This window comes from Komagataeibacter saccharivorans (assembly GCF_003207825.1).
GTDB lineage: Bacteria > Pseudomonadota > Alphaproteobacteria > Acetobacterales > Acetobacteraceae > Komagataeibacter > Komagataeibacter saccharivorans.
In genome coordinates this window covers 63,206-86,444 of record NZ_NKTY01000011.1, presented here as the reverse complement: position 1 = coordinate 86,444, position 23,239 = coordinate 63,206, and the positions used below count along the sequence as shown (strand labels likewise).

The following is a 23,239-nucleotide window of genomic DNA, read 5'->3' as shown; positions in this document are numbered from 1 at the left end:
CTACCTGCCTGCTGCGTTATCGTTACGCAACTGTAGCAAGGTGGCAGGCCACACGCAAAAGGCCGGGGGTCAGATGACCTTGATGCCGACGGTCAGCAGGATCGCGGCCAGTATGATCCGCTGTACCCGGTCCGGTATCAGCCCGATGCACAGGCTGCCCAGCACGATACCGGGTATCGACCCGCACAGCAGCGAGAACAGCAGCCCCATGTCGATATCCCCGATCCACCAGTGGCCCATGCCCGCGATGGCGGTCAGCGGCACCGCATGGGCGATGTCGGAACCGACCAGCGTGCGGACCTCCAGCCCCGGATATAGGAAAATCAGCGCCGCCATCCCGATCGCTCCCGCCCCCACGGATGACAGCGTCACCATCACCCCCAGCACGATGCCCAGCAATGTGGTCAACCGGCCCGTCATGGCGGGGGAGATGCTGCCCGCCTTGGCGCGGGACAGCGCCTGCAGGCGCTGGCGGAACAGTACGCTGGGGGCGGTAATCAGCAGCGCGATGCCCAGCGCCACGGAAATGACATGCGTTACCTGTGGCGACGGGCTGCCCACCCAATGCAGGACGGCAATGGTCAGCAGCGTGGCCGGTATGCTGCCCGCCGCCAGACGGCCCACCACCGACCATGCCACCGACTGCCTGCGTCCGTGGACCAGCGTGCCCACCGTCTTGGTCAGTGCGGCATAGAGCAGGTCAGTCCCGACGGCGGATTGCGGATGGATGCCGAACAGCAGGATCAGCAGCGGCGTCATGAGCGACCCGCCGCCCACGCCGGTCATACCCACCAGAAACCCAACACCAAGGCCGGACAGGACATAAAGCAGGTTGATCGATTCAGTCAGGTGCATGGTGTAGGGACTCATGGCTCGACGGGCGGGGGCCGGTGCTGCATTCCATCGGGCGTGGTGCTGAATTTCCACGTCCGTACAGTCCCGACCGGGTCTAAATAACACAAAATATATGTGTTTTTCCGGTTGTGGGAACATCTCCTTATGTGGAATTACGGGCCAGCACAAGCCCGACCGTTAATACCGCGCCGCCATCGTCCGCATGGCTGGCGTGGAAAAAAGAAAACCCGGCGCGATGGCCGGGTCCCGGTTCAGTATGGATAGGGATAGACGGGCGGCGGCGGCGGCGGTGGCCGCATCCCCCACACGGGCGGCGGTGGCGGCGGACGGCCATAGCGCCACCTGCCTTCATGCCAGTATGGACGCCGCCCGTAGGGTCCGCGCCCGCCATGCGGGTACGGGTGGGCCCAGCCGGGATCGTAGGGCCGGGCCTGCGCCAGTGGCGGAACCGACAGCACAAGGACGGCAAAAACAGCCAGACAGAGTCTTTTCATGATGTCCTCCTCCTGTGCCAGCATGAAACCACCAGATTGCGGCACGATTGCGATAATGGTGCCAACGCGGCAGCGGCCTAAAGGAAGCGGTGCCGCGCCGCATCAAGTGATGCAGGCCAGGGGGTGCCTTCCACTATACGATTATCGTCAACCGGACGACCCAGCGCGGTCACGACCGGGATCACCCCGGCCCAGATCGGCAGGTCATAATCCGCCGCATCATCAACCGGGCCGCCCGTACGGGTCTTGGTGGCGGCGGTGTCGATCCGCATGGCCAGCACACCCGTCGCCTTGCGTTCCTTCGCCAGCATGGGACGCACTTCAGCCCATCGTCCGGGCAGCAGGTGTTCGGTTATCACCTTCAGCGCATGGTCGTGCCCATCGGGGTCGGTGACGTGATGCGCCTGCCCATGCACCACCACGCTGCGGTAATTGACGGAATGGTGGAAGGCCGAACGCGCGGCCACGATCCCGTCCACCATGCTGACGGTCAGGCACAGGGGAAAGCCTTCCGCCACGTCGCGGATGATACGCGTTGTGCTCGCGCCGTGGATGTACAGCATATCGCCATCGCGGCCATAGGCCATGGGGATCACCATGGGCCGTCCGTCCGCGATGAAGCCGACATGCGCCACCAGCCCGGCATCCAGAATGGCATGGACGGCGGGCGCGTCGTACCGGGCGCGTTTTGCCTGCCTTACGCGGGCATAGGGGGGCAGGTCGGTTGTGGTCATATCCTTGGCTCCTTCAGGTATGCGCCCATGGTGCGCGCGCCAGTGGCCGTGCTAAAGGTCAGGTTTTCATAATTACGGAGGGCCAGTTGCTGGCCGAACGCATAACCCTTGTGCCGCAGGGCCGCGTACCGCTGGCGGAACAGATCTACCGCCAGATCCGCGACCTTGCCCGCCACGGCAGGCTGCCATCTGGCATGGCGCTGCCGTCATCGCGTGCGCTGGCGGGCCAGCTTGGGGTGTCGCGCAATACGGTTTCGGCGGCCTATGACCTGCTGCGCGCGGAAGACCTTGTCATCACGCGCCCCGGTGCCGTTGCGGTGCTGAACATTCCCGCCACCTTCGCCCTGACGGACCGCAGGGTGCAGACAGTCGGGCGGCCCGTCAGCCTTGCCCCGGCAGGTCATGCGCTATCCGCCCCGCTACCCGCCACGGTGGAGGGTGCGCGCCTGCGCCCCGGCAGGCCCGACCCGCGCCTTTTCCCGCGTGACGCATGGGCGCGGGCGCTGCGCCGGGCAGGGCGGACCCTGTCGGGTGATGCGCTGCTATATGGTGATTCGCACGGGCTGGCGGCCCTGCGGCGGGTTCTGGCCCGCACGCTGGCTGAAACGCGCGGGCTGCATGTCGATCCCGAACACCTGCTGATCCTGCCCACGGTCCGCGCGGGGCTGGGGCTGCTGGCGCGCTGCCTGTGCGCGGATGGCGACAGCGTATGGCTGGAAGAACCGGGCTATCCCGGCGCGATGCAGGCTTTTGGCACGCTGCGCCGGGTTGCGCTGCCGGTGGACGGAAACGGAGCGGATGTCTCGGCCATGCCGCAGGACGCCCCACGGCTGATATATGTCACACCTTCCCACCAGTATCCCACCGGCACGCGGATGAGCCTGTCGCGGCGGCTTGCCCTTGTCGCGCGGGCGCGCGAATGCGGTGCGCTGGTGGTTGAAGATGATTATGACAGCGAGTTCCTGTGGAGCGGACGCCCCGTCCCCGCGCTTGGCGCACTGGCGGAAGCGGGAGAGGTCGCAACACTGGGCACCGTCGCCAAATCCCTGCTACCGGGCCTGCGTCTGGCATGGCTGGCCGCCCCGCCGCATCTTGCACCCGCGCTGATCCGTGCGCAGACCAGCCTTGGGCTTATGGCCAATGTTCATGCGCAGGCGGCGCTGGCGGATTTCATGGATGGCGGGCAGTACCGCCGCCATCTGGAACGGATCAGCCGCGTATACCGCAACCGGGGCGAAACCCTGCGCGGGGCACTTCTGGCCCATTGTGGCAACCATGTCGCCATACCGCCGCTGATTGGCGGGCTGCACATGGCCGTCCGCTTCGCGCCGGGGGTGGATGATGTGGCCGTGTCCACAGCGCTGGGGCAGGCCGGGTTCGGGGTGCCCCCACTTTCACAGTTCTATCAGGGCAGGGGATCACCGGGGCTGGTTGTGGCCTTCGCGCAGGCGGATGAGGCGACCACGCGCGAATTCGCAACCCGCCTGGCGCGACTGCTGGCATGAGCCATACCAGTCCTGCGCGACAGGAGAATTGCCCCCGGACCGGCACTGCACTGGCGGTTTACGGTCCTGTCCATAAAACACGCTGTAGCGTGCGGACATTTTCTTCAACGGCCCGGATGGAGCCTGCCTGCCATGGCCATCATGGTCGTGCCGGTCTGTAAGCTGTCATGGTTCGCGCGCGCAACCTGTGCCACGATTGCACATGCGGCGCTGTGGGCGCGCCGGACGGACGAAGCCATGAATGACGATCCCGTCCATGCTGGCAAGCGGGTTCGGGCACCAGTATGGCGCGGGAAAGATGCAGGGGAGGTCATGCAGTACGCCATGGAATACAGGGCATGAAGGGACGTGTCCTGATCGCGGTCGCACTTGCCGTAGCGGCATGCGGTACCTATGCCGTCCGTGCCGCCGTCAACCCCGATGCGTTATGGCAGATCGTGCATGAACGCTGCACCCCGGGCGCAGCCACGCCCGGACAGGCCATTCCCTGCGCGGAGGTCGATACGCGCGCAGGCTATGCCGTGCTGAAGGATCGGGTGGGGGTGGGACAGTACCTGCTTATTCCCACACAGCGGATCACCGGCATGGAAGACCCCGCCCTGCTGCGCGATGACCTGCCGGATTATTTCGATTACGCATGGCGGCAGACACGGCGGCTGAATGGCAGGCTGGCACGTCCGCTGCCTGCGGATGACATGATGCTGGCCATCAATTCAGCCTACGGGCGCAGCCAGAACCAGTTGCATATCCATGTGGACTGCATGCGCACGGACGTAAAAGTGGCGCTGCACTGGGCCGTGTCCCATCTGGGGCCGGACTGGACGCCGCTGCCGCTGCATGGCCATGCCTACCGCGCACGCCTGATCCGGGTGGCCAGCCTGTCGGGCGTGCGGCCCTTCAGCCTGCTGGCGCATGATCTGGCGGACCCCGGCCGGGAAATGGGCCAGCACACGCTGGTCGTGGCCGGCGTGGTGCAGCCCGATGGCCAGCCGGGTTTCGTGGTGCTGGACGATCATGTCGATCCCCGCACCGGCGACCGTGCAGCAGGGGAAGAACTTCAGGACCATGCCTGCCAGTTGCAGCACATGCCATAACCCGCGCCACAGGCTGGAAGCAGCCATGCAGGCATGTCCGCTGCACCCGCGCGGGTCCCGTGCCACCTTATGCGCACCGAACCGTGCGGGCAGATACCCGTTGGGTAGCATGTCGGGGCCGTTGCCGTGTTCACCGGGGCGCGTCCCGATCCCGTATTTCAGCCGGGTGTTTTTTAACCGGGAGACAGATATGTCATCTACCGCACAACCGTTTTCACACAGGGTCGCACTTGTTACCGGGGCGGCAGGCAATATCGGCCTTGCCTGCGCCGAAAGGCTGGCCGCCATGGGGGCGGATCTGGCGCTGCTCGACCTCAATGGCGAAAAACTGGAACAGGCCCGCGCCAGCCTGAGCCAGCATGACGTACGCATCACCACCCATACCTGCGACGTATCGGACAGCGAACAGGTCGGCAGCGTGGTGGACGGGGTGGCCGCTGAAATGGGCCAGATCGATTTCCTGTTCAACAATGCGGGTTATCAGGGCGCTTTCGCCCCCGTGCAGGATTACCCGGCGGATGACTTCGCCCGCGTCATGAACATCAATGTATGCGGCATGTTCAACGTGCTTCAGCACGTATCGCGGCACATGATCGCACGCCGGTTCGGGCGGATCGTGAATACCGCCAGCATGGCGGGCGTGCAGGGGCCGCCCAACATGGCGGCTTACGGCGCATCCAAATTCGCGGTGATCGGATTGACGCAGGTGGCGGCAAAGGACCTTGCGCCATACAACATCCGCGTCAACGCCATAAGCCCTGCCTTCATGGGGCCGGGGATGATGTGGGACCGTCAGGTCACCCTTCAGGCCGAAGCAGGCAGCCAGTATTTCTCCCGCGATCCGAAGGAGGTCGCACGCCAGATGATCGACAGCGTCCCCATGCGCCGCTACGGCAGCATTGAGGAAATACCCGGCGTGGTCGCTTTCCTGCTGGGCGACGATTCAAGCTACATGACCGGCGTCAACCTGCCCATTTCCGGCGGCATCTGAACCGGGGACCGAGGCATCAGAACGCATCGCACCCGGCGCCTGCCACCACGCCCACGGATTGCTGGCCAAAGCGGCGGCGGTATTCATTACGGATGGTGCCGATCCGCCCGGCAAGGTCGGGCAGGGCAGGGGTGACGATCCATACGACCCGTGCCGGTTCGTGCCTCACCTGACCGCTCTGCCGGTCACGCCACTGGCCATCACCATGCACAACGGTCAGACCGTCGGGAAACTGCGGCGTGACCACATCGCGCAGGAAAATCCGCCACTGCCGCCGTGTAACCCGTGTCCCATCCGGGCGGCGCAGGCCGAACAGCAGGGTAATGTTCAGGTCCGCCCGCGCCTGCAACGCCGCGCAGGCGGCATCAGGCCCGCCGGGTGACGCAGTATTATCCCGTGCCAGCGCGGGCGCGCAGGGCAGGAGCGTCCACGCCACCAGCAGTACAGCCAACCCGCCCCGATTGCGGCGGTGCGGGCGCAGTGTCGCCATCCCGTCACGGCCCGTCCGGTCAGAGCCGGTCGGGCACCGGGATGGGTTTACGCCGGAACGCGGTACAGCGCGCACAGCTTGTGCCCGGTGGGATCGCGCAGATAGGCAAGGTACAGATCGCCCGAAGCAAGATGGCGGATACCCGGCGGATTTTCACAGGTCACACCGCCATTGGCCACGCCTGCATCGTGCCATGCCCTGGCCGCTTCCGCCGAAGGGGCGACAAAGCCGAGGGTCTCGCCATTGCCCGCCGTGGCCGGTTCGCCATTGATCGGCTTCGTTATCATGAGCCGCCCGGTGGCTGTGGCGTAATTCAGTCGCCCCTTCGCATCGACGCTGGCTGGCGCAATGCCGAGGGCTGCAAACGTGCTGTCGTAAAATTTCTTCGATGCTTCAATATCGTTCGTGCCGATGGTGATGTGACTGAACATGAATCTGTCCTTTGCAAATGTGCGGCGCGATCATGACATGGGGGAAACGAATACGGCAACCACCCCCGGATCGGGCGCAGCCGCATAACGGCGTAACAGACATGGACCTGCGAGCAATTTTTTGTAACACTCCCGAACGGGATCGGCGCGCAGGCTGATCGTGATTTTATTATATTGATATATAAAGGAAAAACATGCGTTTTATCGCTTCACTTGCCGTTGTGGCAGGTCTGGTTTCGGCACCGCTGGGCGCCCACGCGGCATCGCTGCACACCGATTGGGAAAAGTTCAAGGCCACGCGCGCCTTCAACCACCTGTCGGCTGACGGGCAGCGCGCGATTGTCGATATCCTGAATGCAAAGCAGATTCTGGACTCCGGCAAGACCGACGCCGCCATCCCGCCCCTGTATGACGCCACCCGCCGCCTGACCGCCGCGGGCAAGGCGAACAACCAGTTCGTTGCCGCCGAAAATGCGCTGCACCCCGCACCGCAGCACCCCGCCGCCCCGTCCCACGTGGCGGGCACGACCCCGGTTACGTGGGTTCCGGTTGGTGGGGAGGTGATCGGCACCGAAACACTGGCCCCGGAAAAGAAGACGGCCATCGCCACCGCCAACTCGCAGCTCAAGGCTGGCAATACCCAGCAGGCCGCGCAGACATTGCAGGTAGTGGGCGAGGACGCGGATTTCATCCTGGCCCTTGCACCGCTGGACCAGACGCAGGGCGCGATCAACCGCGCCACCGTGTTTACCGAAGCCCGCAACCCCACGGAAGCATCCGCCGCATTGCAGCAGGCGCTTGATGGCATCGTGTTCGTGTCCGAGGATTTTACGGAAACGGCCACGCCTGACCAGACCGGCAAGCACGCCCCGGCAAAAACCGGCAAGTAATCCGGCCCGGCCCGCCGTGAACCCGGCATAACCGCAGGGTTCACGGCCAGCGCGTGCCCCACCGGGCGCCGCATGCAAATTCTACGCCGCGCCATATGCTGGTCGCCCGCGTACACCAGAAAATCAGCCAGTTGATCCCCGCGCGACACCCGTTGCGTCCGTGCGTCCCTACGCATGCGGGGAGACAGTCTTCTGCACTCCAGACAGTACCTGCAACACCATGAGCGGAGAAACTTCCGGTCATGGCGCAACCGCATGCGGGGCATGGGCGTATTGCCCGTGGGCGGGATACATACCCGCTGCCGCGCACTGATCGCGCGGCTCACTGCCGCCACGGCATAATGAAAAGACCCTGAAACGATGGTCGATCCCGCAGGTCCAGACGCGACGGCAGATGAACAGGCCCTTATGGATCTTGCGCTGGACCTGCACTGGACATGGAACCATGCAACCGACGCCCTGTGGCGTCAGCTTGCGCCCGATATCTGGGACCATACGCGCAATGCATGGACGGTATTGCAGAACACGCCGCGCCACCGCATGCGCGAACTGCTGGAAACCCCGGCCTTTCACGACCTGCTGACCAGCCTGACGCAGGCCCATGCCGACAGCCAGCAGCGCCCCGCATGGTTTGAAACCGCCTGCACCATGTCCCCGGCGCCCTGCATCGCCTATTTCAGCATGGAATTCATGCTTGATGAGGCCCTGCCCATCTATTCCGGGGGACTGGGCAACGTGGCGGGGGACCAGTTGAAGGCGGCAAGTGACCTCGGCGTACCGGTCGTTGCGGTCGGGCTGCTTTATGCGCAGGGCTATTTCCGTCAGGAACTGACCCCGGACGGGCGGCAGGAAGCCCTGTATCCCATAAACGATCCCGCCCTGCTGCCCATCCGCCCGGTTCTGGACGGCGGTGGCGACCGGCTGCGCCTGCCATTCCAGATCTCGACGGGGCGGATATGGCTGCGGGCGTGGCAGGTGACGGTGGGGCAGACGACGCTGTACCTGCTGGATACGAACGATCCCTATAACCCGCCGCATATACGCTGCATCACCACCCAGCTTTACGGTGGCGATGCGGAACTGCGGCTGCGGCAGGAACTGGTGCTGGGCATTGGGGGATGGCGGCTGCTGCGCGCGCTGGGGCTGCGCCCGGATGTCTGCCACCTTAATGAAGGGCATGCCGCGTTCGCCGCACTCGAACGCGCACGCGGGCTGATGGAAGATATGGGCATTCCCTTCATGCAGGCGCTGACCATCGCACGCGCGGGCACCATCTTCACCACCCATACCGCCGTGCCCGCCGGGTTCGACCGTTTTGCGCCGCTGCTGGTCATGAGCCATCTGGCCTTTTACGCCAGCAATGACCTCCATATCGACGTTGAGGACCTTCTGGCGCTGGGCCGTGGCGGGGCACCGGCGGATGATATGAATACACCCTTCAACATGGCCTATCTGGCCATGCGGGTCAGCGGCGCGGTCAATGCGGTCAGCCGCCTGCATGGACAGGTCAGCCGCGCGCTGTTCAACCCGCTTTTCCCCCGCTGGCCCCGCGTGCAGGTACCCATTGGCCATGTAACCAACGGCGTGCATGTGCCGACATGGGATTCAGCGGCGGCAGATGCGTTATGGACCCGTGCGGCGGGCAAGGAGCGATGGCGCGGCGCGCTGGAAAGCGTGGAGCCATCGGTCCATGCCCTGCCAGCGCAGGAACTGTGGCACTGCCGCTGTCTTTCCCGCGCGGCACTGGTTGCGTTCATTGCAACCGATCACAGCGCGCGGGCCTGTTTTCATAGCGGGGAGCGCGCGCAGTGCCTGCCGCCGCCGGTTTTCGACCCCGCCGTCATGACCATCGGCTTCGCCCGCCGGTTCGCCACCTACAAACGGCCCGACCTGCTCCTGCACGACCCTGACCGGCTGGCCCGTATCCTGACCAGCGCCGAACGGCCCGTACAACTGGTGATCGCGGGCAAGGCGCATCCGCAGGATACGGCGGGGCAGGCGCTGATTGCGCAGTGGATCGGGTTCCTGCAGCGGCCCGACGTGCATGGTCGTGTCGCTTTCCTTGTCGATTATGACATGTCGATCGCACGCCAGATGGTCGAAGGCATGGACCTGTGGATCAATACCCCCCTGCGGCCGTGGGAAGCCTGCGGCACGTCGGGCATGAAGGTGCTGGTCAATGGGGGGCTGAACGTGTCGGAACGCGATGGCTGGTGGGCCGAAGCCTGGGCGCCCGATGTAGGCTGGGCCATTGGCGATGGCATGGATGAAGGGCATGATCCCCGGCGTGACGCCCATGATGCCGACAGCCTGTATACCCTGCTGGAACGCGAAATCGTGCCCCTGTTCTACCAGCGCGACGCCGATGGCATTCCCCAGCAATGGGTGACCATGATGCGCGAAAGCATGACCCGGCTGACCGGGCGCTTTTCGGCAAACCGGACGGTACGGGACTATACCCGCGATTTCTACATGCCCGCGGCGGCGGCATACCGCACGCGACTGGCCGATAACGGGGCGAAGGCTGCGGCCATCATGCACTGGCGCGAAAGCCTTGACCGGCTGTGGCATGCCATAAGCCTTGGCCCGGTGCAGGCGACGGCGGCGGGCGACAGGTGGCATGTCACCGTCGCCGTAACCCTTGGTCCCGTCACGCCGGACATGGTGCAGGTCCAGCTTTACGCCGACCAGCCGGAGGGAGCGCCCATCATAGTACCCATGACGGCACAGGCGGGACAGGCGAGCGGTCCCGTCTCCTACAGCGCGGAGGTCAGCGCCACGCGCCCGCCCTCGGACTACACGCCCCGGGTCATTCCCCATCACCCCGATGTGGCCATCCCGCTGGAGGCTGCGCATATCATATGGCAGAAATAGCCATCACATTGCGAACAAGTAATGAATGATGACCGCGGTTCCGTAATATCTAAATGGTTACATGTTTTACTTTACGGTCCTGTTTGACAAGAAACGTTGTGAAGTAATGCGCCCCCACCATGCGATCACATAACCGTGTAGTTGAGACCATGCGCACAATGGCCCGTTAATCGCAGCAGACCCGGAAAATATGACCGGTTTTTCCCATGCCAAGGAAACAGGCGGATGGCCACTGCGCTCAGCCCCTTTGTCTCACCGATCCGGCTGCTTTCGGTTACGTCGGAAATGTTTCCCTTCGTCAAGACGGGGGGGCTGGGCGATGTGGCTGGCTCCCTGCCCATGGCTCTGGCCCGCTACGGGGTGAATGTCACCACCCTTCTGCCCGGTTACCGCCCCGTGATGGCAGCAATGGAAGACCGCCGCGCGGTCGCACACCTGCCTGACCTGCTGGGCCACGCGGCAACGCTGTGGGCGGCGCGGGCGGGGGATGTGGACCTGCTGGTACTGGACGCGCCCACGCTGTTCGACCGCCCCGGAAACCCCTACATGTGCCCCGATGGGCAGGACTGGCCCGATAATGGCGTGCGCTTTGCCGCGTTGTCCCGCATGGCGGCCAATATCGCGCAGGGCCAGCTTGCGTGCTACCGGCCCGACCTTGTTCACGCGCATGACTGGCAGGCGGGGCTTACGGCGGCCTACCTGCATTATGACCGCATGGCGGCGGGGGACGACGCGGCCGCCATACCCCGCATACCGGTCGTGCAGACCATCCACAACCTTGCCTTTCAGGGGCGCTTTCCAGCGTCCGGCATGGCCGAGTTCGGGTTGCCGCCAGAAGCCTTTTCGGTGGAAGGGTGCGAATGCTATGGCGCGATCAGTTTCCTCAAGGCCGGGCTGTATTTCGCGGATCGCATCACCACGGTCTCGCCCACCTACGCCCATGAAATCCAGACCCCCGAAGGCGGCATGGGCCTTGACGGGCTGCTGCGCCAGCGCCGCGACCGGCTGGAAGGCATACTGAACGGCATCAGCACCGATATATGGAACCCGGCCAGCGACCCGGCGGTGCATTTTCCCTACATGCCGGGCGACACGCTGGGGCGCGCGCCCAACAAACGCGCCCTTCAGGCGGAATTCGGGCTGGCCGCCGATCCCGATGCCTTCGTCATCGGCATTGTCAGCCGCCTGACCGAACAGAAGGGCATCGACCTGCTGCCACAGGTGACGGGCAACCTGCTGGCGGGCAATACGCAGATTATCGTGGTGGGGGAAGGCGATCGGGAGATCGAACGCAGCCTGGTGGCGTTACAGCAGCGTTTCGCGGGGCGCTTTGCCTGCCGCATCGGCTATAGCGAGCGACTGGGCCACCGCGTGCCATCCGCCGTCGATGCGCTGCTGATCCCCTCGCGTTTCGAACCGTGCGGCCTGACCCAGCTCAGCGCGCTGCGCTACGGGGCGGTGCCGGTGGCGTCGCGCGTAGGGGGGCTGGCCGATACGATCGTCGACGCCAACCCCGCCGCCATGGCGCATGGGGTGGCGACAGGTTTCCTGTTTTCCCCGGTGGATGCGTCAACGCTTGTCACCGCCGTCAGCCGGGCGCGGATGCTCTACCGGCGCAATCGGCGGGCATGGCGGCAGTTACAGGTGAACGGTGCGGCGTGCGACGTATCGTGGAACGAGCATGCCGTCCATTACGTCATGCTGTTTGCCGATGTTCTGGGGCTGGACCCTTATGCGGCTGCCACATCCAACGTGATCTGCCTGCCATCGGGCCAGCAGCCACGCCGCATGCAGCGCGAAGCCCGCAGGCGGCGGATCGCGCGCAGGCCACCCCGGCTGTCATGGCCGCTGGCCGCGCCCCACTGACCACACGGCACGCACGCCATCGCGTCAGCACGTAACAAGCAATAAAGGCCGAGGTGTATGAGGATCAGACAGGATGAAGCCCACTATGCCCTTCCCGAAGGTGTCGATGACCTCATACATGGCCGCTGCGCCGACCCGTTTTCCATCCTTGGCCGCCATAACATGGGCAAGGTCGATGTCATCCGCGTGCTGTATCATGATGCGGCACGGGTGCGTCTGGTGGTTGAACGCCCGCGCGGCTCCGCGGTCGAACGCCCGATGCGGCGCATGGGCGATACCGGCCTGCATATCGGCACCATCCCCGCGGGCGCGCGCTATCACCTGAAGATTTTCTGGGCCGACGCGGCGGAGGAAACCGCCGATCCCTATTCCTTCGGCCTGCTGCTGGGCGATATGGACCTCTACCTGTTCGCCGAAGGCAGGCACCACCAGCTTGACCGCGTAATGGGCGCGCAGCCCATGACGATCGACGGGACGGCGGGCGTGCGCTTTGCCGTATGGGCGCCCAATGCGCGGCGGGTTTCGGTCATTGGCGATTTCAATTTCTGGGATGGCAAGCGCCACCCGATGCGCCTGCGCCATGCGGCGGGAATATGGGAACTGTTCATTCCGGGACTGGGGGTAGGCGAGCGGTACAAGTTCGAGATCATGGCGCGTGACGGGCGCATCCTGCCACAGCGCGCCGACCCGTTCGCCCGTTTTGCCGAACGTCCGCCCGCCACGGCATCCGTGGTGGCGTCGGCCGATGCGTTTACATGGCATGACGGGGAATGGATGGGCAGCCGCGCGGGATGGCAGGTGCCCGAGGCCCCGATCTCGATATACGAACTGCATGTCCCGTCATGGCGGCGACCGGGCGGCGATCCCGACCGTGATATTTCATGGCGCGAACTGGCTCAGGAACTGATCCCCTATATCCACGCCGCAGGCTTCACGCATGTCGAACTCATGCCGGTGATGGAATATCCTTTTGGCGGGTCATGGGGTTACCAGCCGCTCGGGCTGTTTGCCCCCTCCGCCCGGCATGGAACACCGGCGGATTTCGCGGGGTTTGTGGATGCGTGTCATCAGGCCCGCATCGGGGTGATACTGGACTGGGTGCCCGCCCATTTCCCCAACGACGTGCATGGGCTGATAAGTTTTGACGGCTGCGCGCTGTATGAACACCAGGACCCGCGTGAGGGCGTACACCGCGACTGGAACACCCATATCTACAATTTCGGCCGCCATGAGGTGCGCGGCTTCCTGATTGCAAGCGCGCTCATGTGGCTGGAACGGTTTCATATCGACGGCCTGCGTGTCGATGCCGTGGCGTCCATGCTGTACCGCGACTACAGCCGCAGGGAAGGGGAATGGATACCCAACATCCATGGCGGCCGCGAAAATCTGGAAGCCGTGGCCTTCCTGCGCCAGCTTAACGAAACCATCCACGCCACCATCCCCGACGCCATGACGATTGCCGAGGAATCAACCGCGTGGCCCGGCGTCACCCATCCGGTCGCGCAGGGAGGGCTTGGCTTTTCGTACAAATGGAACATGGGCTGGATGCATGACAGCCTGCATTTCATCGCGCGCGATCCGCTGTGGCGTGGCTACCACCTGTCGGAAATCCTGTTCGGGTTGTACTACGCTTTCAGCGAACGTTTCATCCTGTGCCTGTCGCATGATGAAGTCACGCACGGCAAGGGTTCGCTGCTGGCGCGCATGCCCGGCGATCAATGGCAGCGCCATGCCAGCCTGCGCGTCTATTATGCCTTCATGTGGGCGCATCCGGGCAAGAAGCTCCTGTTCATGGGCAGCGAGTTCGCGCAGGAAGGCGAATGGTCCCATGCGGGCGAACCGGAATGGCATACCCTTGAAAACCCGCTCAAGGCCGGGATGCTGGGGCTGGTTTCCGATCTGAACCGCCTTTACGCAACACTGCCCGCATTGCATGCGCGCGACTGCGAACCCTCAGGCTTCGCATGGGTCGTGGGCGATGACACGACCAATACGGTGCTGGCATGGCTGCGCCTTGCCCCCGGTCATGCGCCGGTTCTGGTGGTGCTCAACCTCACCCCCGTCATCCGCCATGATTACCGCGTGGGCGTGCCGGTGGGCGGGCAGTGGCGCGAATGCCTCAATTCCGACGCCACCGCCTATGGCGGCAGCGGGGTGGGCAATGGCGGTCACGCCATGGCGACGGATCAGGCGGCCCATGGCCACCCCTATTCATGCGTGCTGACGCTGCCACCGCTGGCAGCGCTTTACCTGCAACCGGTGGGGGAAGGGGCATGATGCGCTTTCCGCCTTCGCTCTCACCGGGCAGCCCCACGCCGCTTGGTGCCCACTGGGACGGGATGGGCGTCAACTTCGCCGTGTTTTCCGCCCATGCGCAGCAGATGGATGTCTGTATATTCGACCCGCGTGACCGGCGCGAGATCGTGCGCTTCCGCCTGCCTGAATATACGGATGAGGTCTGGCACGGCTACCTGCCCGATGCCGAACCCGGCCTATTATACGGCCTGCGTGCCTTTGGTCCGTACGACCCGGCCAATGGCCACCGTTTCAACCCGCACAAGCTGCTGATCGACCCCTATGCCCGTTGCCTGAGCGGGGCGCTGATTCCATCCGATACCCAGTTTGGCTACCGCCTGCATTCCCCCCGCGCCGACCTGTCATTCGACCGACGCGACAGCGGCCCCACCATGCCGCGATGCGTGGTGGTGAACGATGCCTATGAATGGGGCGATGACAGCCGCCCGTGCATCCCGTGGGATGAGACGGTCATCATGGAAGCCCATGTCCGTGGCCTGACCCGGCGACGCGCGATGGCGGGACAGTGGCAGCCGGGCACCATTCAGGCCCTTGGCGCGCCAGAGATGATCGACCACCTGCGCCGCACCGGCATCACCACGCTCGAACTCATGCCGTTGCAGTATTTCATGCCCGAACGCAGCCTGCTGGAAAATGGCCTGACCAATTACTGGGGCTACAACACGCTGGCGTTTTTTGTGCCGCATGATGGCTATCTGGTCAACGGGTCCGCCCATGAACTGCGCACCGCCATCCGGCGGCTGCACCGGGCGGGGATCGAGGTGGTGATGGACGTGGTCTACAACCACACCTGCGAAGGCAGCGAGCAGGGGCCGACCCTGTGCTATCGCGGGCTGGACAACGCATCGTATTACCATCTGGTGCCGGGCAACGAACGCCACCTGATCAACGATACCGGCTGCGGCAACACGCTCAACCTGTCCCATCCGCGCGTGTTGCAGATGGTGCTGGACAGCCTGCGCTACTGGGCGGAATCCTTCCATGTGGACGGCTTCCGCTTCGACCTTGCCCCCGTGCTGGGGCGCGAACCGTACGGGTTCGATCAGGGGGCCGGGTTTTTCGATGCGATCGTCCAGGACCCGGTCCTGTCGGACCGCAAGCTGATCGCCGAACCGTGGGACCCGGGCCCTGGCGGCTACCAGCTTGGCAATTTCCCGCCCGGTTTTGCCGAATGGAACGACCGTTTCCGTGATACCACGCGCCGCTTCTGGCGCGGCGATCCGATGCAGCAGGGCGACATGGCCGCACGCATCGCGGGATCGGGCGACCTGCTGGACCGGCGCGGGCGCAGGCCGTGGAGTTCAATCAACCTCGTCACCGCGCATGACGGTTTCACGCTGGAAGATACCGTCAGCTACGCCGAACGCCATAACGGGGCGAACAGGGAAAACGGGCAGGACGGGCACGCGGAGAACTACAGCGCCAACTGGGGCGTGGAAGGTCCGACCGACGATCCCGCCATCCTTGAACTGCGCGGGCGGGTCCAGCGCGCGATGATGGCGACGCTGCTGCTGTCGCACGGCACGCCAATGCTGCTGGCGGGCGATGAGTTCGGCCAGACGCAGAATGGCAACAACAACGCCTACTGTCAGGACAACGCCACAAGCTGGCTGGACTGGAACCGCGCCCGCAGCCCGGCGGGGGAAGCCATGACAACGTTTGTCAGCCGCCTTTCGGCCCTGCGCGTGGTCCATCCCTCCCTGCGCTCGGCACGCTACATGCACGGCCGCCACAGGCCGCTGCCCGACATTCCGGACATAAGCTGGTTCAGCCATGACGGAAACCTCATGGGCGTGGACCAGTGGAATGACGGCGCGTTCCATTTCCTTGGCGTGCGCCGGGCGGTCAATATCACCGATGGCATATTCGATATTACCTATACGCTGCTCAATGCAGGGGGGGAGGACATCACGGCCCGCCTGCCCACGCCCGCGGGAAAATGGACGCTGCTGCTGGACACCACCCGCCCCGAAGCGCCGGAAAGAACGCTGGCGGACGATGCGCAGGACATTGTGGTGCCCGCGCATGGGGTGCTGCTGCTGTCGGTCATGCCCGACGCATCCGCAATCGAAGGGCACACGCCATGAACACGCATTTCCACTACGAAAAGCGGGCGGGGGCGACGCTGCTGGATGCGGGGCATACGCGCTTTCGCCTGTGGGCGCCGTCATCCGCCGGCGTGGTGCTGGAAGCCGAGGGGCATCCCCCGCTTCCCATGGCGCGAAAGGGCGGGGAGGGGTGGTTTGAATGCGTGCTGGCCTGCGGGGCGGGCACGCGCTACCGCTACCGCGTAACACCCGACCTTGCGGTGCCGGACCCCGTTTCATGCTACCAGCCCGATGACGTGCATGGGCCAAGTGCCGTCGTCGATCCCGCATCCTATGACTGGCGGCATGGGGCATGGCGGGGCCGCCCGTGGCACGAGACGGTCATTTACGAAGTGCATGTGGGCGTCATGGGCGGTTATGCGGGGGTTGCGCGCGACCTGCCGCGCATCCGCGCCCTTGGCGTCACGGCCATCGAACTCATGCCGCTGTCGGAAATACCGGGGGGCCGTAACTGGGGCTATGACGGCGTGCTGCCCTATGCGCCGGAATCCGCCCATGGGTCGCCCGATGCGCTCAAGGCGCTGATCGATCAGGCGCATGGACTTGGCCTCATGGTGTTTCTTGATGTGGTGTACAATCACTTCGGCCCGGACGGGAACTACCTGCCGGTCTATGCGGCACCCTTCTTCCGCAACGACCTGCATACGCCGTGGGGGGCGGCCATCGATTTCCGGATTACGGCGGTGCAGGACTATTTCCTCGATAACGCACTGTACTGGCTTATGGAATTCCGCTTCGACGGGCTGCGGCTTGATGCGGTGCAGGCCATTACGGAACGAAGCTGGCTGGAACAGCTACCCGCACGCATCCGCGCCCGGACCGAGCGCGGGCGGCATGTTCACCTGATACTGGAAAATGAAAATAATGACGCCGGCCTGCTCCGCGCAGGGTATCGCGCGCAATGGAATGATGACGCCCATAACGCGCTGCATGTGCTGCTGACCCATGAGCATGAAGGCTATTACGGCAATTTCGTATCAAATCCGGCAGGGGCGCTGGCCCGCGTGCTGGGGGAAGGCTTTGCCTTTCAGGGTGATATCTCCCCCGTAACCCATAAGCCACGCGGTAGCCCCAGCATCGATCTGCCGCCCGAACGCTTCATCATCTTCCTGCAGAACCATGACCAGATTGGCAACCGGGCGCTGGGCGAACGTCTTGTTGCGCTGGCCCCGCCGCAGGCGCTGCGCGCGGCGTACGGGCTGCTGCTACTGTGTCCGCAGATACCGCTCCTGTTCATGGGGGAGGACTGGGGTTCGCGCCAGCCGTTCCTGTTTTTCACCAGCCATGCACCGGAACTGGGCCGCATCGTGCGCGAGGGACGGCGGAAGGAATTCGCCGGTTTTTCCCATTTCGCGTCGGAGGAGGCACAGCACACCATACCCGACCCCAACGCCCCGGAAACCTTTGCCGCATCCTGCCCCCCGGCGGCGGAACGCGACATGCCCGAACATAGGGCATGGAATGTGCTGATCCACGAACTGCTGACGATACGCCATGACGAAATCGTGCCCCGCCTGTCCGGCGCGCGGGCCATCGGGGCGGATGCAGTGGGGGCAGGGGCCGTATGCGCGCGGTGGCGGATGGGCGATGGCGCAGTACTGACCATAGCGCTCAACCTTGCGGACAGCCCGGTAATCCTGCCGCATGCGCCACAGGGACGGTGCCTGCATGCGCAGTTCCCCCCCGGCGCGGATCTGTCTTCCACCACCCTGCCGCCCCATGCCGTTCTGGCCTGCCTGACCGAGGCGCAAAATGACTGACCGCACCCTTATCGAGCGCGCCCGCAGGGCCGGTCTGAGCGTACGCTGGCGCGATACCGCCGGGCGGGTCCAGCAGGTGCCCGGCGAGAATCTCAGCCGCCTTCTGAATGTTGTTGAAAGCATGGGCGGCCGCGCGACCGGCACCGGCCTGCCCGCCATGATCGTGGCCATAGCCGGGCGGCCCACACCGCTCCCCCTGCCGGAGGGCATGCAGTCCAGCCCGTTCCGCATCACGCTGGAAAATGGCGAGCGGCTGGAGGGCAGCCTGCGGCAGATACGCGGCAAGCCCGCGCTGCCCGCCCTGACGGTTCACGGCTATCACCAGCTTGAAATCGGTCCTCATGCCACCCGGCTGGCGGTGGCCCCCGCGTCATGCCCCACCATAAACACCATTACGGGAACGGAGAACGCACGCATATGGGGCGTGGGGGCCCAGACATACGGGTTGCGCATGCCCGGTGATGGCGGCATTGGCCATTTTGGCGCCGTCGCAACCCTTGCACGCCTGGCGGGCGCACGCGGCGCGGATGCGCTGGCCATAAGTCCCGCCCATGCCATGTTCGCGGCACGGCCGGGACAGTACAGTCCATATTCGCCTTCCACCCGGCTGTTCCTCAATGCCCTGCTGGCCGATCCGCATGCCGTGTTCGACACCGCCACCGTGCAGGCCGCAATGCAGAAAGGGGGCAGGGCCTATGTCGATGCCCTGAAAAATCTGGAAACCACCCCCCTGATCGACTGGGCGGCGGCATCCGGTTACCGTTACCAGCTTCTGCGCCGCCTGTATGAAGACCGGGTCGCATCCCAGCCGCCTGCCGAACTGGCCGCCTTCCGGGCGGCGGGCGGCACGGCGCTGGAACGCCACGCCATATTTGAAACCCTGCATGCCCATTTCGCCACCTATGGCGCGCGCGGGGGCGACTGGCGACGGTGGCCCGTGGCCATGCGCCAGCCCGCCAGCCCGGAGGTTGCCCGCTTCGCCGCCGAATTCGCCCATGATGTGGGCTTCCACGTCTTCGTGCAGTGGCTGGCCGCACGCAGTCTGGCGCAGGCGTGCCATACCGCGCGGGCATCGGGCATGCGGGTGGGTATCATCGCGGACATGGCGGTAGGCATCGATCCCACGGGCAGCGAATGCTGGGCACGGCAGGAGGAGTTCCTGACCGGCGCATCCATCGGGGCACCGCCAGACGCCCTCAGCCCGCTGGGGCAGGACTGGGGACTGACCACGTTTTCCCCCGCCGGACTGCGCGCCACGGGTTATCGCGCCTTTATCGAAACACTACGCGCCGGTTTCGCCCATGGCGGCGGGCTGCGCATCGACCATGTGATGGGGCTGGAACGGTTATGGGTCATACCGCAGGGCGGTTCGTCAGCGGAGGGGGCTTACCTGTCCTTTCCCCTGTCCGACCTGCTGCCCCTTGTCGCCCTTGAGGCCGAGCGCGCGCGCGCCGTGGTGATCGGGGAGGATCTGGGCACTGTCACCGCCAGCTTCCGCAAGGCCGCGCAGCAACGCGGCGTGATGGGGATGAACGTGCTGTTTTTTGAACGCACATCCCACGGCGCGTTCAGGCCGCCCGTCGCATGGTCCCCCGGTTCCGCCGCCTTCACCACCACGCATGACCTGCCGACCGTGGCTGGATGGTGGCAGGGGGTCGATATAGACTGGCGCGCGCAACTGAACCAGTTCGCCCCCGGCACCACCGCCGACACCCAGCGCGCGGAGCGGGAAAACGACCGTACGGCGCTGTGGTCCGCCCTGTCCGCCGCGCGCGGCACGGCTGGCGGAAAGCGGGTGGCCGAAAAGCCCCCGGCCACCGTTGCGGGCGCACGGCAGGTGGTGGATGACGCCATCGGCTTCGTGGCCGCCACACCGTGCCCGCTGGGTATCATTGCGCTGGAAGACCTGCTGGGACTTGCCGAACAGCCCAACCTGCCGGGCACGACCACGGGCCACCCCAACTGGCGCCGGCGGTACGCGGGCATGACCGCGACCCTGCTGAGCGGCGCCGATGCCCGCAGGCGCGTCAACCGGCTGCGGGCGGAGCGTGGTCATGCCTGAACCTGTTGTCCCGTCCCTGATCCGCGCCACCGCCCGCCTGCAGTTTCGTGGGCGCATGACGCTGGATGACGCAACCGCCCTTGTGCCGCAGTTTGCCCGCCTTGGCATAAGCCACCTGTACGCATCCCCGCTGCTGGTGGCCTGTCCCGGTTCCACGCATGGTTACGATACGGTAGCCTATGACCGCATCGATCCCGCTCTGGGCGGGGAGATCGCCCTTATGAACCTGAGCAGCCGGCTGCACGCGCACGGCATGGGCCTGCTGCTTGATATCGTGCCCAACCACATGGCGACCGATGACCACAATCCATGGTGGATGGATGTGCTGACATGGGGGCGGGCGTCGCCCCATGCTGACTGGTTCGATATTGACTGGACCGTGCCCGATCCCGACCTGCGGGGGCGGGTGCTGCTGCCCTTTCTGGACCGTCCCTTGGCCGAGGCGCTGGCGGCGGGCGCGCTTGCCATGCAGTATGACGTACCCAGCGGACTGTTTTTCATCCACCACCACAACCATCGCTTTCCCCTGTGCCCCACGGGATATGGCGGCCTTCTGGCTGGGGTCAGGGCACCGGGGCAGGTACTGGCCAATTTTACCACGCTGGCCATGCGCGGCGGGCCGGGGGCGGAAGCGCAGGCGGCCCTGATTACCCTGCGCCAGTGGGCGGCAACAGCTGAAGGGCGTAGCGCCATTGCCCGCGTCACCAGCCTGCATAACGCGACAGGTAACGCGGCACGCACACGTCTTGCCGCCGTGCTGGAACACCAGCCATGGCGGCTGGCATGGTGGCGCACGGCGACCACACGGATCAACTGGCGGCGGTTTTTCGACATTACCGGCCTTGTCAGCCTGAGCGTCGAACGTGAAAGCGTGTTTGACGCGGTGCATGCCTATGTCTTTTCGCTGTACCGGCGCGGGCTGATCGATGGGGTGCGGGTCGATCACGTAGACGGGCTGAGCGCGCCTGCCGCCTACTGCCAGCGCCTGCGCGAGCGCCTTGGCCGCCTGTCGCGCCTGCGACCGGACAGCGCACTGCCGGGCGCCGTGATTTACGTTGAAAAGATCCTGTTGCCGGACGAGCAACTGCCCGCCGCATGGCCGGTTGACGGGACGACAGGCTATGATTTCATGGATCAGGTGGCCGCCGTGCTGCATGACCCGGCGGGTACGGATGCGCTGGAGCGGCTGTGGGCGGCATGCGACGGGGATGCTCAGGCTCTTGAACCGATGGTCAGGACTGCGCGGGCGCATCTGCTTGACCACAGTTTCGCCGCCGAATTTAACCGCCTTGTCAGCCTGCTGGACGCGGCCCTGCGCCACCGGGGCGACATCTGCAAAACGGATGACATGCAGGCCGCGCTGAAAACCCTGCTGATGCACTTCCGGCCCTACCGCACCTATTTCGGGGATGAGGCGGTGCAGGACCATACCGCCGACGTAACAGCCCTGAACGCCGCCCGTGCGGCGGCCATGCCGTGTCTGGACCAGGATCAGGGCCGCGCGCTGGAAAACATGATGCGCGTACTGAGCGCCCGCCCCGAACATGCGCCCCCGGTATGCGTGCGCAGGGCACAGCAGGCGTTCGAGCACCTGACCGCGCCTCTGGCCGCCAAATCGCTGGAAGATACGGCGTTCTACCGTTATGGCCGCCTGCTTTCGCGTAACGAGGTGGGGGCCGACCCCGGCACGCTGTCCATGCCGGTCGCAGGTTTTCATGCCCGCTGTGCCGACCGCCTGCGCCATTATCCCGACGCATTGCTGGCCACGGCGACGCATGATCACAAACGGGGGGAAGATGCGCGCGCGCGCCTCATGGTCCTGAGCGAAATGGCGGGGGAGTGGGAAACCACGGTGCAGGGCTGGTTCGTCCGTAATGGCGCGACTGACACCGCCGGGCCGGACCGCGTGGATGAGATCATGCTGTACCAGACACTGGTCGGCGCATGGCCGCTGGAACCCTTTGCCAACGGGACGGCCCGACAGCATTTTCGTGACCGTATCCTTGGGTGGCAGACCAAGGCCCTGCGTGAAGCCAAGCGCCATACAGGCTGGATCGACCCGGACGTGGCGTATGAAGACGCCTGCGCAGCCTTTGCCACGCGGCTGCTGGACCCCGCCATATCCGGGGATTTCCTGCACCAGATGGAATCCCTTGTCGCCCGCATCGCCCCCGCCGGTGCCCTGAACGGGCTGTCACAGACCCTGCTGCGGCTGACCACGCCGGGGGTGCCTGACCTGTATCAGGGATGCGACCTGTGGGATTTCAGTCTGGTTGATCCCGATAACCGCACACCGCCAGATTTCCTCCACCGCGCCGCCCTGCTGGAACAGTCCACCCGTTTCAGCGCCGCTGCCGCCACATGGCGCACGGGCCGCGTCAAGCAGGACCTGATCCGCCGCATCCTGTCATTCCGCCAGCAATATCCCGACCTGTTCGCACGCGGCACGTATGAACCCGTCACCCTCAACGGACCGGACCGGGACCATGCCATCGCCTTCATCCGGCGGCATGGCCCGCTGCGCCTTCTTGTCGTGGCCCCCCGGCTGCCGCTGGCAATGCGGCCCGGTGCCGACACGCTGGCGCTGGGGCGGGAGATGGGGCTTTCGCTTGCCATGTCGGCAGAGGGGGCGCAGTGGCACAGCCTGCTGGGCGACGTGCCGCAGCGGATCACCCGCCCGTTCGAGCGTGGAAACGTGCCGCTTGTCTGCCTCATCCACGATGCGAATACATCAGGACGTCTGAAGATCTAACAGGATGGAAAGACGTG

At 65.1% G+C, this 23,239-nt stretch carries 17 protein-coding genes; 12 read left to right on the top strand and 5 right to left on the bottom strand.

Annotated features, from left to right (window positions below):
* Window positions 1-69 precede the first annotated feature (69 nt).
* From CFR79_RS08445 to CFR79_RS08440, 3 genes are all read right to left on the bottom strand, one after another.
* Window positions 70-855: a sulfite exporter TauE/SafE family protein gene (locus CFR79_RS08445; protein WP_243705269.1), complete on the bottom strand. Its 786-nt coding sequence runs from the start codon at window positions 853-855 to the stop codon at window positions 70-72.
* Between the two features lie 251 nt (window positions 856-1,106).
* A complete protein-coding gene (locus tag CFR79_RS15650; RefSeq protein ID WP_132303973.1) occupies window positions 1,107-1,349 on the bottom strand; it encodes a hypothetical protein in 243 nt (80 codons plus the stop codon).
* A gap of 77 nt (window positions 1,350-1,426) precedes the next feature.
* Window positions 1,427-2,083 carry a pyridoxamine 5'-phosphate oxidase family protein gene (locus tag CFR79_RS08440; protein ID WP_110547586.1) on the bottom strand — a complete coding sequence of 219 codons (657 nt, stop codon included), beginning with the start codon at window positions 2,081-2,083 and terminating at the stop codon, window positions 1,427-1,429.
* An 86-nt stretch (window positions 2,084-2,169) separates the two neighbouring features.
* Here CFR79_RS08440 and pdxR point away from each other — a divergent pair, with 86 nt between their 5' ends.
* The 4 genes from pdxR (at window position 2,170) to CFR79_RS08420 (ending at window position 5,673) form a co-directional block, all read left to right on the top strand.
* The gene (gene pdxR, locus CFR79_RS08435; protein WP_181417404.1) at window positions 2,170-3,588 is read left to right on the top strand and encodes a MocR-like pyridoxine biosynthesis transcription factor PdxR; all 1,419 of its coding nucleotides are present in this window, start codon (window positions 2,170-2,172) and stop codon (window positions 3,586-3,588) included.
* Between the two features lie 132 nt (window positions 3,589-3,720).
* Entirely contained in the window at window positions 3,721-3,930 is a 210-nt protein-coding gene (locus tag CFR79_RS08430; protein ID WP_110547584.1) for a hypothetical protein, read from the top strand.
* Window positions 3,927-4,682, top strand: coding sequence for a CDP-diacylglycerol diphosphatase (locus CFR79_RS08425; protein ID WP_110547583.1), 756 nt, complete (start codon window positions 3,927-3,929; stop codon window positions 4,680-4,682). The genes CFR79_RS08430 and CFR79_RS08425 overlap by 4 nt, the downstream gene beginning before the upstream one ends.
* A gap of 190 nt (window positions 4,683-4,872) precedes the next feature.
* Entirely contained in the window at window positions 4,873-5,673 is an 801-nt protein-coding gene (locus tag CFR79_RS08420) for an SDR family NAD(P)-dependent oxidoreductase (protein WP_102323721.1), read from the top strand.
* Window positions 5,674-5,689: 16 nt separating this feature from the next.
* Here the strand turns inward: CFR79_RS08420 and CFR79_RS08415 are convergent, their stop codons facing one another.
* On the bottom strand, window positions 5,690-6,163 hold the full coding sequence (locus CFR79_RS08415) for a DUF3574 domain-containing protein (RefSeq protein WP_110547582.1): 474 nt from the start codon (window positions 6,161-6,163) through the stop codon (window positions 5,690-5,692).
* Between the two features lie 47 nt (window positions 6,164-6,210).
* Entirely contained in the window at window positions 6,211-6,594 is a 384-nt protein-coding gene (locus CFR79_RS08410) for a VOC family protein (protein ID WP_102323719.1), read from the bottom strand.
* Between the two features lie 194 nt (window positions 6,595-6,788).
* Between CFR79_RS08410 and CFR79_RS08405 the strand changes: the two genes are divergently transcribed.
* The 8 genes from CFR79_RS08405 to treY all read left to right on the top strand — a co-directional run bounded on the left by CFR79_RS08405 (window position 6,789) and on the right by treY (window position 23,222).
* On the top strand, window positions 6,789-7,484 hold the full coding sequence (locus CFR79_RS08405; RefSeq protein WP_102323718.1) for a YfdX family protein: 696 nt from the start codon (window positions 6,789-6,791) through the stop codon (window positions 7,482-7,484).
* A gap of 360 nt (window positions 7,485-7,844) precedes the next feature.
* Window positions 7,845-10,358: an alpha-glucan family phosphorylase gene (glgP, locus tag CFR79_RS08400; protein WP_110547581.1), complete on the top strand. Its 2,514-nt coding sequence runs from the start codon at window positions 7,845-7,847 to the stop codon at window positions 10,356-10,358.
* A 225-nt stretch (window positions 10,359-10,583) separates the two neighbouring features.
* Window positions 10,584-12,224: a glycogen synthase GlgA gene (gene glgA, locus CFR79_RS08395; protein ID WP_110547580.1), complete on the top strand. Its 1,641-nt coding sequence runs from the start codon at window positions 10,584-10,586 to the stop codon at window positions 12,222-12,224.
* A 57-nt stretch (window positions 12,225-12,281) separates the two neighbouring features.
* Window positions 12,282-14,501 (top strand): 1,4-alpha-glucan branching protein GlgB, encoded by a 2,220-nt coding sequence (gene glgB, locus CFR79_RS08390; protein WP_110547579.1) that lies wholly within the window; start codon window positions 12,282-12,284, stop codon window positions 14,499-14,501.
* The gene (glgX, locus tag CFR79_RS08385; protein ID WP_110547578.1) at window positions 14,498-16,627 is read left to right on the top strand and encodes a glycogen debranching protein GlgX; all 2,130 of its coding nucleotides are present in this window, start codon (window positions 14,498-14,500) and stop codon (window positions 16,625-16,627) included. Before glgB ends, glgX begins: the two co-directional genes overlap by 4 nt.
* Window positions 16,624-18,408, top strand: a complete 1,785-nt coding sequence (gene treZ, locus CFR79_RS08380) for a malto-oligosyltrehalose trehalohydrolase (RefSeq protein WP_110547577.1) — start codon at window positions 16,624-16,626, stop codon at window positions 18,406-18,408. The genes glgX and treZ overlap by 4 nt, the downstream gene beginning before the upstream one ends.
* Window positions 18,401-20,470: a 4-alpha-glucanotransferase gene (gene malQ, locus CFR79_RS08375; RefSeq protein ID WP_110547576.1), complete on the top strand. Its 2,070-nt coding sequence runs from the start codon at window positions 18,401-18,403 to the stop codon at window positions 20,468-20,470. Before treZ ends, malQ begins: the two co-directional genes overlap by 8 nt.
* Window positions 20,463-23,222, top strand: a complete 2,760-nt coding sequence (gene treY, locus CFR79_RS08370) for a malto-oligosyltrehalose synthase (protein ID WP_110547605.1) — start codon at window positions 20,463-20,465, stop codon at window positions 23,220-23,222. Before malQ ends, treY begins: the two co-directional genes overlap by 8 nt.
* Window positions 23,223-23,239: the final 17 nt, after the last annotated feature.

Bases quoted from the DNA above. Each gene is read 5' to 3' on its own strand.
- CFR79_RS08445 (WP_243705269.1), bottom strand. From the start codon at position 855: ATGCACCTGACTGAATCGATCAACCTGCTTTATGTCCTGTCCGGCCTT.
- CFR79_RS15650 (WP_132303973.1), bottom strand. From the start codon at position 1,349: ATGAAAAGACTCTGTCTGGCTGTTTTTGCCGTCCTTGTGCTGTCGGTT.
- CFR79_RS08440 (WP_110547586.1), bottom strand. From the start codon at position 2,083: ATGACCACAACCGACCTGCCCCCCTATGCCCGCGTAAGGCAGGCAAAA.
- CFR79_RS08430 (WP_110547584.1), top strand. From the start codon at position 3,721: ATGGCCATCATGGTCGTGCCGGTCTGTAAGCTGTCATGGTTCGCGCGC.
- CFR79_RS08425 (WP_110547583.1), top strand. From the start codon at position 3,927: ATGAAGGGACGTGTCCTGATCGCGGTCGCACTTGCCGTAGCGGCATGC.
- CFR79_RS08420 (WP_102323721.1), top strand. From the start codon at position 4,873: ATGTCATCTACCGCACAACCGTTTTCACACAGGGTCGCACTTGTTACC.
- CFR79_RS08415 (WP_110547582.1), bottom strand. From the start codon at position 6,163: ATGGCGACACTGCGCCCGCACCGCCGCAATCGGGGCGGGTTGGCTGTA.
- CFR79_RS08410 (WP_102323719.1), bottom strand. From the start codon at position 6,594: ATGTTCAGTCACATCACCATCGGCACGAACGATATTGAAGCATCGAAG.
- CFR79_RS08405 (WP_102323718.1), top strand. From the start codon at position 6,789: ATGCGTTTTATCGCTTCACTTGCCGTTGTGGCAGGTCTGGTTTCGGCA.
- glgP (WP_110547581.1), top strand. From the start codon at position 7,845: ATGGTCGATCCCGCAGGTCCAGACGCGACGGCAGATGAACAGGCCCTT.
- glgA (WP_110547580.1), top strand. From the start codon at position 10,584: ATGGCCACTGCGCTCAGCCCCTTTGTCTCACCGATCCGGCTGCTTTCG.
- glgB (WP_110547579.1), top strand. From the start codon at position 12,282: ATGAGGATCAGACAGGATGAAGCCCACTATGCCCTTCCCGAAGGTGTC.
- glgX (WP_110547578.1), top strand. From the start codon at position 14,498: ATGATGCGCTTTCCGCCTTCGCTCTCACCGGGCAGCCCCACGCCGCTT.
- treZ (WP_110547577.1), top strand. From the start codon at position 16,624: ATGAACACGCATTTCCACTACGAAAAGCGGGCGGGGGCGACGCTGCTG.
- malQ (WP_110547576.1), top strand. From the start codon at position 18,401: ATGACTGACCGCACCCTTATCGAGCGCGCCCGCAGGGCCGGTCTGAGC.
- treY (WP_110547605.1), top strand. From the start codon at position 20,463: ATGCCTGAACCTGTTGTCCCGTCCCTGATCCGCGCCACCGCCCGCCTG.